Source organism: Micromonospora sp. 067-2, from assembly GCF_046549295.1.
Taxonomy (GTDB): Bacteria; Actinomycetota; Actinomycetes; order Mycobacteriales; family Micromonosporaceae; genus Micromonospora.
The window spans coordinates 212,239-226,770 of sequence record NZ_JAJPWB010000011.1 but is presented as its reverse complement, the minus strand read 5'-3'; the positions used below and the strand labels follow the sequence as shown (position 1 = coordinate 226,770).

The 14,532-nt window shown below is 70.0% G+C and carries 12 protein-coding genes; 1 reads left to right on the top strand and 11 read right to left on the bottom strand.

Annotated features, from left to right (window positions below; translation table 11 throughout):
* The 5 genes from ACLJN9_RS26010 to ACLJN9_RS25990 form a co-directional block, all read right to left on the bottom strand.
* Complete coding sequence (locus ACLJN9_RS26010; protein WP_410814230.1) at positions 1-1,614, bottom strand: lipopolysaccharide biosynthesis protein; 1,614 nt, start codon at positions 1,612-1,614, stop codon at positions 1-3.
* Between the two features lie 92 nt (positions 1,615-1,706).
* Positions 1,707-3,647: a hypothetical protein gene (locus ACLJN9_RS26005; protein WP_410814329.1), complete on the bottom strand. Its 1,941-nt coding sequence runs from the start codon at positions 3,645-3,647 to the stop codon at positions 1,707-1,709.
* 204 nt (positions 3,648-3,851) lie between these two features.
* Complete coding sequence (locus tag ACLJN9_RS26000) at positions 3,852-4,685, bottom strand: phosphatase PAP2 family protein (protein ID WP_410814229.1); 834 nt, start codon at positions 4,683-4,685, stop codon at positions 3,852-3,854.
* 221 nt (positions 4,686-4,906) lie between these two features.
* Entirely contained in the window at positions 4,907-6,616 is a 1,710-nt protein-coding gene (locus tag ACLJN9_RS25995) for a glycosyl hydrolase (protein ID WP_410814228.1), read from the bottom strand.
* A 161-nt stretch (positions 6,617-6,777) separates the two neighbouring features.
* A complete protein-coding gene (locus ACLJN9_RS25990) occupies positions 6,778-7,596 on the bottom strand; it encodes a shikimate dehydrogenase (protein WP_410814227.1) in 819 nt (272 codons plus the stop codon).
* Positions 7,597-7,810: 214 nt separating this feature from the next.
* Between ACLJN9_RS25990 and ACLJN9_RS25985 the strand changes: the two genes are divergently transcribed.
* Positions 7,811-8,302, top strand: a complete 492-nt coding sequence (locus ACLJN9_RS25985) for a peptidoglycan-binding domain-containing protein (RefSeq protein ID WP_410814226.1) — start codon at positions 7,811-7,813, stop codon at positions 8,300-8,302.
* Between the two features lie 108 nt (positions 8,303-8,410).
* On the opposite strand, the gene mltG is transcribed toward ACLJN9_RS25985, so the two are convergent.
* The 6 genes from mltG to ACLJN9_RS25955 form a co-directional block, all read right to left on the bottom strand.
* Positions 8,411-9,607: an endolytic transglycosylase MltG gene (gene mltG / locus ACLJN9_RS25980; protein WP_410814225.1), complete on the bottom strand. Its 1,197-nt coding sequence runs from the start codon at positions 9,605-9,607 to the stop codon at positions 8,411-8,413.
* Positions 9,607-10,065, bottom strand: a complete 459-nt coding sequence (gene ruvX, locus ACLJN9_RS25975) for a Holliday junction resolvase RuvX (RefSeq protein WP_410814224.1) — start codon at positions 10,063-10,065, stop codon at positions 9,607-9,609. Before ruvX ends, mltG begins: the two co-directional genes overlap by 1 nt.
* 70 nt (positions 10,066-10,135) lie before the next feature.
* The gene (gene alaS / locus ACLJN9_RS25970) at positions 10,136-12,814 is read right to left on the bottom strand and encodes an alanine--tRNA ligase (RefSeq protein WP_410814223.1); all 2,679 of its coding nucleotides are present in this window, start codon (positions 12,812-12,814) and stop codon (positions 10,136-10,138) included.
* Positions 12,811-13,116 carry a hypothetical protein gene (locus ACLJN9_RS25965; RefSeq protein WP_410814222.1) on the bottom strand — a complete coding sequence of 102 codons (306 nt, stop codon included), beginning with the start codon at positions 13,114-13,116 and terminating at the stop codon, positions 12,811-12,813. Before ACLJN9_RS25965 ends, alaS begins: the two co-directional genes overlap by 4 nt.
* Before the next feature lie 23 nt (positions 13,117-13,139).
* On the bottom strand, positions 13,140-13,604 hold the full coding sequence (locus tag ACLJN9_RS25960; protein ID WP_410814221.1) for a DUF948 domain-containing protein: 465 nt from the start codon (positions 13,602-13,604) through the stop codon (positions 13,140-13,142).
* 148 nt (positions 13,605-13,752) lie between these two features.
* Positions 13,753-14,430, bottom strand: coding sequence for a hypothetical protein (locus ACLJN9_RS25955; RefSeq protein WP_410814328.1), 678 nt, complete (start codon positions 14,428-14,430; stop codon positions 13,753-13,755).
* Positions 14,431-14,532 lie beyond the last annotated feature (102 nt).

Sequence of the window (14,532 nt, the reverse complement as noted above, 5' to 3'; positions counted from 1 at the left end):
TCAACCCCGTCCGCTGCGGGTGAGCACGAAACCCAACGGGGTGACGCCGGCCGCGCGCAGCCGCTCGGCGAGCCGGCGCAGGTCGCCCTGGCGGGTCCCGTCCTGCTCGACGACCACGACCGCGGTGCCCTGGCGGGCCGCCGCGACGCCACGCTCGTCGGCCTCGGCGGGCGGCGCGTTGAGGAGCACGACGCCTGTCGACGCGCGCTGCCGCCACGTGCCGAACCGCACCCCGCCGGCACCCACGGGCACCTCGTCGGCGCTGTTCCTGACCGCGTTCGTGCCGCCTACGGTCGTACTCGGGGTCGCCCGGGGCAGGGTGAGGGTGGCGTCCGGGTCCGTCGACGGGCGTCCGCCGACCGGGTACGGCAACGGACGGCGGACTCCGATCTGCCCGGTGATGTCGCGGCCGCTGACCGGACCGGCGGCCCGGGGCTTGGGCACGAGTGGGCGGACCGGGTTGGCAGCCGCGGGCAGCCGGTCCCGGTCGGCCAGCACCAGGGCCCGCAACTGATCGAGGCGCCCGCTGTCGTCGGCCACGTAGACGTCGCGTCCGGTCGCGGCGAGTGCGACCGCCAGACCGGCGGTGATGGCGGTCTGGTCCTCGCGGGTGGTCAGCAACGCGACCCGGGCCGGCTCGCGGACCCTCTCGGCGATCGCCATCGCCACGTACCGGATGTCGGCGTCCACCGCCGCTGCCCGGCTCGGGAACCGCCGGCCGCGGACGGTGCCGAGCAGCGGCAGGCCGGTCACGTCCCGTCCGTCGTGGACCGACCGGACCCGGCGGTCCATGGACTCCCAGCCGTAGGCCAGCACCACGCCGAGCATTGCGCCCCCGAGCAGCCCGGCCAGCACGAACAGCAGCAGATGCCCGTTGGAGGAGACCAGAACCTGTTCGGCGTTCTGGGTGATCCAGCCCGGGTTGACATCGACCGCCGCGATCTCGGTCCGGGACGATTTCAACTGGGTCAGCTGGTTGTTGGTGCCGCCGAGTTCGGCGACCACGGCGTCCAACGCGCCGTCCCGCGCGCCCGCAATCCGCCGCTGCAACGCCTCCCGCTGCTTGTCGACGTCCGCGATGCTCTCGTCGTAGCGCCCCAGCATCTCGGAGCGCTGCTTCTCGTACATCGTCCGACGCACGTCGAGGTAGGTCTGCGCGGCGAGGTTGACGTTGCTCACCGCGTCGTCGGCGGAGCGTCCGGTGTAGGAGAAGCGGAGGATCTGCCCGCCGACCGGCACCTCCACCTCGAGCGCGTCGCGCACGTCGCGCTGGTCGTCGCCACTCGCTGTCGCGAGCTTCTGCACCACCTCGGTTCCGGTGGCGATGCCGCTCTCCACGTTCATGTTGACCGCTCGGTCGGCGGCGGCGCCGCTCGGGGTGAACGCGTCGGTGACGACCGGGCGTACCGCCACCACCGCGGTCGCGGTGACCGCACTCGGCCGCAGCAAGACGTAACCGAGGGCGGCGATCAGACCGATCGCGGCGACCACCGTCACCAGCCGGATCCGGTGCAGGGGGACGCGAAGCAGGTCGGTCAGGGTGACCGTCCGGGACGACGTGCCTCCACCGCCGAGCGTGTCGGCCGACCAGGAACCGGGAGGTGCATCAGCCATGAAACCGTTCCCTTGTGAACCGTCGGCCCGGCGACGGGTCCGCCGCCGACCCGCCTGTATCTATCGATTCTCCGCGATGAACGGGGCAGCCGTCACTGCACCGAGAAGAAGATCCGCGGCGTGGACCAGGCAAGCCCGCTCACCGGCGGGATCACCGTGCTGGTCGCGACGTCCACTGCCAGGTCGGCCGTCGGATCGAACGACACGCTCCGCAGTGTGCCGTCGGTCCCGCCGTAGACGATCCGGCCGCCGACCCAGGCCATGCCCCGCACCGCCGACCAGGTGACGCCCGTCGTGGGCAGGCTGAACTCGGTGGCGCCCAGGTAGTTGCCGTCGATCTCGAAGTAGCGGTAGTAGAGCGCGTTTGCACCGCTGCGGGTGTAGTAGAGCCGGCCGTTGAGGTAGAACGCGCCGGTCATGCCCGCCGCGTTGAACCAGTCGTTGAACCCCGACGACTCCCACGGCACGCCCACGGCGCCGCCGTTGAACATCGAGACGTCGATCCGGCTGCCGGTGGGGGTGCCGGCCACCGTGTGTGCCCAGTAGATGCGGTCGCTCACCCGCCAGGTCGCCCCGGCGTTGGTGTAGGTGGGCTGGCTGACCGTGGTCGGGGTGCCGACACTCGTACCGTTGAACGACGCCTTGGCCAACTGACCCTCACCCGTGCCCAGGTAGAGGTTGCCGGTGGTCGCGGTCGGCGGGTTCTTCGGGGCGACGGTGCGACCGCCGGCCAGCGGGAACATTCCGAGCCGTCCGTGGTACTCGCTGCCCATGCCGTCCGAGTTGTGCCCGAAGTAGAGCCCGTCGCTGCCCCGCCAGAGCACCGGCACCTGCGAACCCCAGTTGCTGGTGCCGGCGGGCATGGACGCGCTGCCCCGGCGGCCCGGGTTCCAGGCCACCGGCAGGCCGGTCGCCGGGGTGACGGCGGCGATCCCGAGCCGGTCGATCGCACCGTCACCGGCCGCGTCGGTGGCGTTCGGGTTGTTCAGCCAGCGGAAGTGCCCGCCCAGGTAGATGACGTTGTCGGCCACCTCCACCGAGGTGATGGTGTCGTTGCCGGTGTAGTCGACCCACGTGCCGAGCTGGCCGCCACCCCGGTTCGCGGTCTCGAAGCGGATCAGCACGTCGCAGTACGCGGCCGGCCAGCCGGCACCGCCATTGGTGCCGACCACGAACCACGTGCCGTCCGCACTGAACTTCAGGTTCTGTACGTAGTGCACGAAGGTCGTGGGTGCCGCACACGGCGGGACGAACTTCTCGGTGCTCCAGTCCAGCACCGTCGGGGTGCCGGAAAGGTCGATCATCGCCATCTGGTTCCGCGACAGCCCGTTCACCAGGGTGAAGTTGCCGCCCGCGATCATGGTCCGGCCGTCCGGGGTGACGTCGATCGTCCAGCCGTACGACCCGGTGCCGTGCCGCCCGACGGTGGCGTTGATGGCGAAGGTCGGGTCGATCGCACCGGTGGTGGCGTTCAGCCGGCCCAGTCCGGAGTGGGCCGTACCGTTCAACCAGTTGAACGCTCCGGCGACGTAGAGCCAGTTGCCGCGCAGCACCATCTTCCGGATCATGCCGCCGTCGGAGCGACCGACCCAGCTGCCGATGGTCGCCCCGGTCGTCGGATTCAACGCCACGAGGTTCAACCGGGAGACGCCGTTGACGGTCTTGAATCCGCCACCCACCAGAAGTGAGCCGTTCGGGCCGGCGAGCAGGGTGTTGACCGGGCCGTCGAGCGCCGGCAGGAATGTGGTCGAGATGGTTCCGCTGGCCCGGTCGTACGCGAACAGATAGCTCTGGGTGATCCACGCCGCGCTGGCGTTCTGCCGGATCTGGGTGAAGCTGCCCCCCACGTACACCTGTGAGCCGACCTCGGCGAAGGCGCGGCTCTCGCCGTCGCGGCCGTGCGGCGTGTTGTCGGCGGGGTTGGTCGACACCAGGGTTGCCGTCTCGGGTGCGGGCACGACGGCCGCCGGGGCCGTCGACGGCACGGTGAGCACGGCGGCGGCGGTCACCAGGACGACCACGGCCGCGCGGATCCGGAAGCCGGCAGATCGGTGAGAGAGCGGAACTTCGGGCACGTTACGCCTCCAAGATGGACGGGATCGCGGGTAGCGTGCCTCGCCGATACTGGCCGGCGACATCCGCCGATCGGGCGTTCAGTTACCCAGCTCGACGAGACGAGCACTGTCTGTCAAATGTCCGACGGCCCTCCGCCGTCGCGTGCTCATGTCGGCGTCTGGTCAGCCGGTGGTGGCCGGGACGTCGACGGGCACCGCGCTTCCGGGTCGGATCGGTGCAGGGACCCGACCCTCGGCCACGAGAACCGTCAGCGCCAACACGCCGAGCAGCAGAGTCCCGAAGATCCAGCCACCGAGCACATCCGTGAGCCAGTGCTTCTCGGCATAGATCCGGGTGTAACCCTCCACGGACACCAGCACGGCCAGCGCGGCTGCGATGGCGATCCGGCCGCGCCGAGGAATGTTCCAGGTCAGTCCGGCCAGCACCGCGATGATGCCGAAGGTGAGCATGACCCGTGCGCAGCCGCCGGAGGGATAGGTGCCGACGTCGGTGGGCGGGTGACCCCGCTTCACGGTGAGCGCCAGGATCTGCTGGGTGTACTGCTCGACGACGAACTGCAACGGCATGGCCACCAGCGGAATCCACCACCGGCGGCGTCGCCACGCGACGGCGAAGGCAATTGCCGCGACCACGGTGACCCACTTGAGCGGGTACCGGTCGCCGATCGCCGTGACGAACGAGTTGATGTCGCCCCACGTCTCGACACGGTGGGCATGGACATGGTCGAAGACCGAATGATCGACGGATGGTTCCAGCCGGGACAGCGCCTCGCCGAGCGGCCAGCAGACCGCCACCACGGCCGCGCACCCGGCGAGCAGGACGACGAGGGCCGCCCCGATCCGGCCGAGAGCGTCGGTGAGCCCGGCCACCGCGGCGCGTAGGCGGCCCGCCGCCCGGCTCTCCTGCACGGCGGGCACCCAACGGGTGACGACCACGGGGATCAGAACGGCCGGCACCAGCACCGACAGCGCACCAAGCAGGTAGATCAGGGTCATCGCTGGTCACCGTCAACCGGTCGCGCCATCTCCATGGCACCTGACCACGTCATGTCCACCGGAGTCATCGGTCCTCCTCTGCCGGGCCGCCGAGCAGTCGGCACCACCACTTGCCGATCGAGTGGGGACACGGTAAGGAATGTCGACGCTCGGCGACAGCCGCCGCACCAGTCCAAACCGCACGATTGACGGCAAGTCGGATTGACGACATCGGCCCTTCGTCAGCGGCTCTCCCCGGTGGGCTGGCGCAGGTACGCGTCCTGACCAGCCTGGGCGAAGCCGGACAGCGCCGACGCCTCGTGGTTCATCGTCATGTCGCAGGTCGCCGTACGGCTGGTCATACCCGGTGAGTTGAAGTAGATGGCGGCCCTGATCTTCGGGTGCGCCTTCAGGGCGGCCGGGAACTCCTCGAACCAGCGCTCCTTGGCGCCCGGGTCGGCGACGTTGACGTTGGTGCCGAACTCGGCGAGCATCCGCGGCTTGCCGGCGCCGACGCCGTTGTCGTCCAGCCAGCGGTAGAAGCCGGCCACGGTGGTGCTCGGGCTCTTCCACACCGTGCTGCCGTTGCAGACGTGGAAGTTGTACGGGTCGTAGGCCACCCAGTCGACGTAGTGGTCACCGGGGTACAGACCGGCGTAGCGGGGATAGTGGCCGGACCAGCCCATCATCGTCCAGACCCACACCGCGTTGTCCGCGCCCGCCCTGGTGAACCGCTCGTGGACGTACCGCCAGGCCCGCACGAAGTCGGCGTCACTGCCCTTGGCCGGCTCGTCCTCCGGCTCGTGGTCGAAGCCCAGGAAGACCGGCACCCTGGCGTCCCGGATTCGGCCGGCGACCGCGTCGATGGTCGCGTCCTGTCGGCCACCGTAGACGTCGGCCCAGGTCAGGCTGGTGCCAGCGGCGAAGTTGCGAGACTCCCAGGCGAAGAACACGAGGCGGCCCTCGCGCATCTGCTGGGACTCGTACGCGTCCGGGAAGGCGCCGTTGCTGCCGGCGTTGGAGAAGTCGTGGTAGCGGTGCACGATGTCGAACTTCCGCCCGACCTGGGCCTCGACGTCGGTGATCGCCCTTCCGTGGTTCCAGCCGTCGGCGGCACTCGTCGGCGAGTACATGCCCCACCAGGCGCCGCAGGAGGGAACCAGCTTGTCCGACACCTCGCCGCAGCGGCCGGACCCGGATGTCGGGCTCGCGGTCGGGGCGGGCGCCGTCCGGGTCGGATCGACCGTCGGCGACGGCTTCGGGGACGCACTGGTCGGCGACGTGCTCGGCACCGGGGGCGGTGTCGGCCGGGTGGTGTTCGGCGGCGACGGCCGGGCGCCGATGTCGTAGGTGATCACCAGGCCGGGCCGCAGTTCCGGGTCGCGGTTGTCGGCCGACGCCCAGTAGATGCGGGTGCCCAGGCCAGCCTGGGCCAGCGAGACGGTCCAGGTGCCGTTGCCGTTGACCAGGCCGGAGACGTCCCACTCGTTGAAGCCCTTGGACACCTCGCGCACGGTGTCCAGTGCGGCACCGGCCGGCACCGGAGCCGGACGCGACTCCCGGGCGTCGAGCGGCGAGGCGTGCGCGGTGACCGTGGCGGTGACCCGCTGCCACGCGTGCACCCGCAGCGTCGCCCGCAGGTTGACCGCGGCGGCGGGGACGGTGGTCACCACGAACTCGATGACCGCCTCCCGGCCACCGCGCGGGTTGCCGTCGCAGCGAGCCGGACAGGTGGCGAGAGTCGACTTCGCCGCGTTGTCGCCGTCCTGCGACACCGTCGTCGCGGTGGTGTCCGCGGCCGCGCGGATCGACAGGTCGTCGCTGGCCAGCAGCGGCACCATGGTCGCCACGATGCCGGCCACCACCGTGCCGCCGACCACGCCGACGGCGATGGCCCGACGCCGAGGGTCGATGCGAGACCGGGGAATGCGGTGCAGTCCGTGCCTGCTCAAGGGAAACTCCCTGTGTCTGCTGCGGTTACGCTCGGCAGCGTATCGACGACCACAGCACGTCGCGCGGAGGACAGTTTCCCGTAAGCGCGTCTTAACTCTGCGCTAAGAATGCCAGGTGAGAGCCCTTACCACCCCGTCGAGACCCTGGAGGCGGCAGGCGATCATCGGCGGGCCGCCGCCAGGGCTTGCCGCATCGCATCGACCGGCGCGGCGACGCCCGTGAACAGCTCGAACTGGCCGACGGCCTGGGCGAGCAACAGATCCAGTCCGGACACCACCCGCAGGCCGGCCGCCAGGGCGGAGGTGGCCAGCGGCGTCGGCCAGGGGTCGTAGAGCGCGTCGAAGAAGACAGCACCCGGCGACCAGGCCACCGCGTCGGTCAGCGGATCGGCGACCCCCTTCGGCACGGTCGAGACGACCACCTTGGCGCCCAGGTGCTCGGGTGCGTCGGCCCAGGCCCCGGCGGTCAGCGTCACCCCCACCGCGTCCGCCACCGGCCGCAACTCGTCGACCGCCGCCGGTCGGCGGGCCACCACCGCCACCGAGACCACCGCCAGCCGGGCCGCGGCAGCCAGCGCCGCCCGGGCGGTCCCGCCCGCGCCGAGGACCGTCATCGTCGCCCCGGGCCCCACCCCCGCACCGGTCAGCACGTCGACCATGCCGCCGACGTCGGTGTTGTCGGCGCACCAGGAGCCGTCCGGGCGGCGTACCAACGTGTTGGCCGCGCCGACGGCGGCGGCGATCGGCGAGGCGGCATCGGCCACCGCGAGCGCCGCCTCCTTGCCCGGCATGGTCACCGACAACCCGGCCCACTCCGGACCCAGGCCGGCGACCAGATCCGGCAGCTCCGCCGCCGCGCACTCGATCCGGGTGTACGACCACCCGGTCAGCCCGGCGGCGGCGTAGCCGGCGGTGTGGAGCACCGGAGAGAGGGAGTGCGCGACCGGCTTACCCAGCACCGCCACCCTACGGAGCGACACGAGCACCGCCGGGCACGTCGGCAGGTCCTGCCACGATCCTTACCACGTCCCCCGCCCTTCCTCAGTGTCGGAAGAGACCCTACCCAGCACGCCGCCTGCGGCACCACCGAATCGGGCTGCGGCGATGATTGAGTTGCGCGACGTTTGCTTGACGGTCGTCGATATGAGTGAAAGCATTCCCGTGTTGGGATAGCCGATCGAAAAAGGGGAAAACTTGAATAAGCGCATTCTCCGTGCCCTCATCGCGATTGCCGCAGTCTTCAGTCTTTCGCTGATGGTCGCCGCGCCCGCGCGTGCGGACAGCGCGGCGGGCAGTTGGTCAGACAACCACGAGCTGTGCCAGTCCAGCTCCTGCGTGCGCGGTGGCAACATCGTGCGGCTCTGGCAGTCCATCGTCTGGGCCGACGACCTGACCGGCAACATCGGCACCAGCTTCATCGACGGGGAGTTCGGCTCCAACACCGCCGCCAAGACCAGGACCTGGCAGGACGTGATGAACGTCGGCGTCGACGGTTCGGTCGGGCCGCAGAGCTGGTCCAAGGCCTACGGCGCGGTCAACCGGAACACCGGGTATGACACGAGCACCCAGACCGGGTATTTCTACTACGGCTACAACCACACATTCCCCCTGCGAAAGCAGAACAGCAATGGCGTGTGGACGTTCCTGAACCCGCGCACCAATACGTGGACCGGAACAAGCCACTGACACTGTCACCATCAGTGGTGCGTCAGGGCTGAGCCGAAGGCTCCCCTCCCGGTGCGGCAGCAATATCGCTGCCCCGGGAAGGGAGCCTTCGGGTCGTCGAACGAACCGTCAGATGATCCCGGCCTCCCGGGCCTTGTCCTTGTTTCGCTCGTGCTGCTCGGGCGTCTCGGCAAACTCCGAGTGGCCCTGCTTGTCGATGGCCACGAAGAAGAGCCACTTACCCGTCGGCGGGTTCATGGCGCCCTCCAGAGCCTGCTTACCCGGGTTGTCGATCGGCGTGGGTGTCAAGCCCGGCAGCTTGCGGTTGTACGGGTTCTTCGGGTCGTTCAACTCGGACTCCGTCATCTGCTTGGACGACTTGGTCGGTTTGCCGATCGACTCCAGGTAGTAGTTGACCGTGACGTCCATCTCCAGGCAGTTGCAGGGGAACTCGCCGTACGCCCGGTTGTAGGCCACCCGGGCGACCTTGCCGAGGTCGTCCTTGTTGCCGGCCTCGGCCTGGGCCAGCGACGCCACGATCAGCGCCTCGTACGGGCTGACCTTGCGTTCCTTCTGCACCCGGTCGGCGAAGTTCATCTCCCCGGTCACGGAGAGGAAGTTCTCCACCATCAGTTTGAGGATGCTCTCCGCGGTGGCCTTGGGCGGGATCTCGTACGTGTCCGGGTAGAGGAAGCCCTCGATGGACTTGGTGACCTTCTTGCCGTCGTCGCGCTTGAACCACCAGTCCGGCACACCGAGCGCCTTCGGGTCCTTCGCGGCGGTCTGGAAGTCCTTAACCGGGATCTTCGTCTTGTCGGAGAGCAGCTTGTAGATGTTCATGCTGGTGCGGCCCTCGGGGATGGTGATCCCGTTGACGATCCGATTCTTCAGATCCAGCATCGCGGTGACGGCATTCGCACCGCTCATCTGCTTCCGCAGCTTGTACGTCCCCGGCTGGATGTTCGTGCTGCGGGAGTTCGCCTCGGCGGCCTCGATGAACGCCTTCTGGCTCTTCACCACGTCGGCGGTGACCAACGCGTCGGCCATGTCGGCGAGCAGCGCGCCGTTCTTGATCTCGACGGTGATCTCACCGGCACCAGCCCCGTCGTAGTCCGGGGTCACGAAGTAGTTCTGGATCCGGTCGAAGCCGTAGAACGCGCCGCCGCCGATGCCGCCCAGGAGGGCCAGGGCCAGTAGCAGGGCCAGAAACGTCTTGCCCCGACCGCCCGAGCCGCCGCCCTTGCGCTTCTGGACGAAGCCGCGCCGGTGCCGGCCCTTCTCCCCCCGTTCCGGCTCGTCGAACCCAAGGTCCAGATCGTCGATCATTACGTCCGCCTCCGCTGCGCATCCAGCCAGCTCTGCAGGATCTCCACCGCGGCCGCCTGATCGACAACCGCACGTTGACGCTTGCCCCGAACGCCGCGCTCGGCAAGCCTACGAGAGGCGACCACGGTCGACATCCTCTCGTCAATGAGCGTTACCGGGACGGGTGCTATCACATCGACCAGTCGGTCAGCGTACGCCTTCACGTGGATGGCCGCCGGGCCGTGTTTGCCGGCGAGATTGACCGGAAGGCCGACGACAACCCCGACGGCCTCGTGTTCGGTCACCAGCGCGGCCAGCTCGGCGAGGTCACTGGGCACCAGATCCGGTGCCGTGGTGAGGTCGCGGGCCAGGGTGACCAGCGGCGTGGCCAGCACGCCGTCCGGATCCGAACGGGACACCCCCACCCGGACCTGACCGACGTCCACGCCGATCCGCACCCCACGCGTCTGTTCGGTCACCGGCGGTCACCGCCGGGCCTGACGAACCAGGGCGGACCGATCGGCCCGCCCTGGTCGACGAAGAATTCGTTCACGCTTCGGAGATCGCCTTCTCGACGGTGTGCAGCAGGTTCGGCGCCTCCGCCGCGGGCAGGCCGCCACCCTGGGCCAGGTCGGGGCTGCCTCCGCCGCGCCCGGAGAACGCCGCCTTCACCAGGTCCGACGCGGCCAGACCGCGGCTGCGGGCGGCCTGGTTGACCGCCACCACCAGGGACGCCTTGCCGTTCGAGCGCGCCGCCACCGCCACCACCGCCGGCCGAGCCGGGTCGATCTTGCCGCGGATCTCCTGGGCGAGGGTCCGCACATCGTTACCGGCCGCGCCCTCCGGCGCCTCGGTGCCGACGTACGCCACCCCGCGCACGTCCCTGGCCTGCGCGGCGAGCGCCGCCGCCCCACCCAGCACCAGTTGGGCGCGCAGCTTCTCCAACTCCTTCTCGGCGTCCCGGAGCTGGGTGACGGTCTGCTCCACCCGGTCGGCGACCTGCTCGTTGGGCACCCGGTACAGCTCGGCCAGCCGCGAGACCAGCAGGTGCTCGCGGGCCAGGAACCCGAAGGCGTCCATGCCGACCAGCGCCTCGACCCGGCGGACGCCGGAGCCGATCGACGACTCGGAGAGGATCTTCACGAGGCCGAGCTGGGCCGAGCGGGCCACGTGCGTGCCGCCGCACAGCTCCCGGGCGTAGTCGCCCACCTCGACGACCCGCACCTGGTCGCCGTACTTCTCGCCGAAGAGCGCCATCGCCCCGATCCGCCGCGCCTCGTCCAACGAGGTGATGAAGGCGTGCACCTCCAGGTCGGCCAGCAGCACCTCGTTGACCTGCTGCTCCACGTCCCGCAGAACGCTTGGCGACACCCCCGTCGGGGTGTTGAAGTCGAACCGCAGCCGGCCGGGCGCGTTCAACGAGCCCGCCTGGGTGGCCGAGTCGCCGAGGAAGTTCCGCATGGTCTGGTGCACCAGGTGGGTGGCGGTGTGCGACCGGGAGATCGCCCTGCGTCGCGTGGCGTCGATCTCGGCGTATCCGGTCTCGCCGACGCGCACCTCACCGGAGATCACCCGGGCCCGGTGCACGATCAGGCCGGGCACCGGCTGCTGTACGTCGAGCACCTCGACCTGACCACCGCCCACGGTGATCATGCCCTGGTCGGGCTGCTGACCACCGCCCTCGGCGTAGAACGGGGTCGTGTCGAGCACCAGCTCGATGGTGTCGCCCTCGGTCGCCGCCTCGCGCGGGCCACCCTCGCCGAGCAACGCCCGTACCCGCGACTCGCGGGCCACCTCGCTGTACCCGGTGAACGTCACCGGCCCACCCGAGTCGAGCACCGACCGGTACGCCGACACGTCGGTGTGCCCCGTCTTGCGGGCCTGCGCGTCCGCCTTCGCCCGGGTCCGCTGGTCGGCCATCAGCCGACGGAAGCCCTCGTCGTCGACCTTGAGGCCCTGCTCGGCCGCGATCTCCAGGGTCAGGTCGATCGGAAAGCCGTAGGTGTCGTGCAGCTGGAACGCCTTCGCCCCGGACAGCGCCGCACCGCCCGCCGTGCGGGTCTCGGCGATCGCCGTGTCCAGGATCGTGGTCCCGGCGCGCAGCGTGGACAGGAAGGCTTCCTCCTCGGCGTACGCGTACTGCGCGATCCGGTCGAAGTCGGTCGCCAGCTCCGGGTACGACGGCGCCATGCAGTCCCGTGCCACCGGCAGCAGTTCGGGCAGCGCCCGATCCTGCCAGCCCAGCAGCCGGATCGAGCGGATCGCCCGGCGCATGATCCGGCGCAGCACGTAGCCGCGCCCCTCGTTGCTCGGGGTGACGCCGTCGCCGATCAGCATCAGCGCGGTCCGCACGTGGTCGGCGATCACCCGCAGCCGGACGTCGTCCGGGTGCGACTCGCTGGCCACGTGCCCCGAGTGCACGCCGTAACGCTTGCCGGTCAACTCGGCCGCCCGCGCCAGAATCGGCCGGACCTCGTCGATCTCGTAGAGGTTGTCGACACCCTGCAGGATCGAGGCCATCCGCTCCAGGCCCATGCCGGTGTCGATGTTCTTCGCCGGCAGATCACCCAGGATCGGGTAGTCGTCCTTGGTGGTGCCCGGGCCCCGCTCGAACTGCATGAAGACGAGGTTCCAGAACTCCATGTAGCGGTCCTCGTCGACCGCCGGGCCACCCTCGGAGCCGTACTCCGGGCCCCGGTCGTAGAACAGCTCCGACGACGGGCCGCACGGCCCGGGGATCCCCATCGACCAGAAGTTGTCGGCCTTGCCCCGACGGACGATCCGGTCGGCCGGCACGCCGATGGAGCGCCAGATCTCGAACGCCTCGTCGTCGTCGAGGTAGATCGACGGCCAGATCCGCTCCGGGTCGAGGCCGTACCCGCCCTGGTCCTGCGACTTGGTGACCAGGTCCCAGGCGAGCGGGATCGCGCCGTCCTTGAAGTAGTCGCCGAAGGAGAAGTTGCCGTTCATCTGGAAGAACGTGCCGTGCCGGCTGGTCTTGCCGACCTCGTCGATGTCCGGGGTGCGGATGCACTTCTGCACGCTGACCGCCCGCTGGTACGGCGGGGCCTGCTGACCCAGGAAGTAGGGGACGAACTGCACCATGCCGGCGTTGACGAACAGCAGGTTCGGGTCGCTGATGGCGGGCAGCGGAGCGGACGGCACCACGGCGTGGCCGTTCGCCTCGAAGTGCGCGAGGTACCGCCGCTTGATCTCCGCCGTCTTCATCGCTGGTGTTCCTCCGGAAAGATTTCTCGATCGCCGATCCGCGGGTCCTCCCGCAGGTCGGCGAACTGGTCGTCGAACGCCTCGCCCTGGGCGAACGCCTGGTGGATCTCCTGTTCGCGCTCCGCCATCCCGACGCGGACGTCCTCCACGAAGCTACGCAGCGACTCGACCAGGCCGCCAGCGGATTCCGACAACGTGCTCGCGATACCGGCCGGCGTGTACGCCTGCGCGGTCCGGGTCACCCTGCGGACCACCACCACGCCGACGGCGACCCCGATGCCGAGCCAGAACAACCGCCTCATGTCTCGCTACCTCCTGGTGCCGGTCAGCGGTCGCCGCGCCGGGCGGCCCGCCGCTGCTGCTTGATGGTGTCGCGCACCTCGCGCTCGGTCTCGGCGTGCCGGCGGCCGGCGGCGGCCTTGCGCACGCCGTAGCCGAACGCGGCCACCTTGACCAGCGGGTTGGCTGCCGCGGCGGAGACCACGGTGGCGAGGTTGGCGATGTTGGCGGTGACGTTCTGCGCGTGGCTGGTCATGGTGTCGACCTTCGCCAGCTGGAGGTTCACGCCATCGAGCGAGGTCTGCACCTGCTCCAGAGCGGTGTTGACGTTCTTTACCGTGGTGTTCACGTCGCCGAGCAGCGGCGCGGTCCGATCGTTGAGGTCGTTGATCATCCGAGTGGTGGCGTCAACCGTGTGCCGCAGCCGCAGGATCGGCAGCGTCAAGATGAGCACCAGCACCGCGAACGCACACGCCGCGATCAGCGCCGCGACCTCTCCAATGTCGCTCACGCCTGTCCTCCTCAAGCAGAGTTCCGGGGACCCTACGTCCCCGGAACGCACCACCGTGGCACCCGTATCGAACCCCGCGCCATCACCGAGCGACGGCGGCAGGCGGGCCCACCAGCCCCAGACCCTACCGTCCGTGATGGAAACCGGCTCAGGACGGTGAGGGTGTCAGCTCATCCAATGGATCCGCGCTGACTGTCGGGAACGGATCCTCTCCGGTCAGTGAGGGATCGGTGCTCGGCTGTGGTTTGGTCCGCTCGTCGTCGATCGCATTGCGCACCTTCACCGACACCAACGAGCCGGTGCACGCCGCAGCAGCGGCCGACGGGTCCCCGGACGGCACGATCGCCGGCTCGCCGTTGACCGGCGGCGGCACGCAGGTCGGCTCGCGCACCCACAGGTCGAGGGTCAGCTCGTCGCGGCGCCAGCAGGTGTAGCTGCCCTTCGTCTCCTGCTCCGGGCAGCGGGACACCTTCCACGGTCGCCAGCCGTCCTGTCGCAACGCGTCCTCGTAGACCTTTGCCGTCTCCTTCGGCGACTTCTCCGAGGTGATAGTGCGTTCGCGCAGGCGACAGTCGAGCAGGCACCAGCGGCTGCCACTGACCTCGTCGACGGTCTTCGTGGTGGCCCAGCCGGGCACACCCAGCTGGTCCAGGTTGTCGAAGACCGGGTCCCGGCTCAGCGTACGGATGCCGAAGAAGAGCGGCACCGCGCCGAGCAGCACGACGCTGACCAGCGCCAGCACCGCCGCCCGCAACCGGCGCCGCTCGCGCGACTGCCGGCGCAGCTCGGACCGGGCACCCGGGGTGGTGCCGTCGTCGTCGGGCACGGCCTGCCCGGCCGGGCGGAGCGCGGGCCCGTCGGCCGGCGCGTCCACCGGTCTGCCCGGCGCGGGCACCGCGGCAGCGGCACGGGCCACGCCGACGGGCTC

What these genes read in the sequence shown, in the direction of transcription:
- ACLJN9_RS26000 (WP_410814229.1), bottom strand. Translation starts at nt 4,685, where the DNA reads ATGACCCTGATCTACCTGCTTGGTGCGCTGTCGGTGCTGGTGCCGGCC.
- ACLJN9_RS26010 (WP_410814230.1), bottom strand. Translation starts at nt 1,614, where the DNA reads ATGGCTGATGCACCTCCCGGTTCCTGGTCGGCCGACACGCTCGGCGGT.
- alaS (WP_410814223.1), bottom strand. Translation starts at nt 12,814, where the DNA reads ATGAAGACGGCGGAGATCAAGCGGCGGTACCTCGCGCACTTCGAGGCG.
- ACLJN9_RS25965 (WP_410814222.1), bottom strand. Translation starts at nt 13,116, where the DNA reads ATGAGGCGGTTGTTCTGGCTCGGCATCGGGGTCGCCGTCGGCGTGGTG.
- mltG (WP_410814225.1), bottom strand. Translation starts at nt 9,607, where the DNA reads ATGATCGACGATCTGGACCTTGGGTTCGACGAGCCGGAACGGGGGGAG.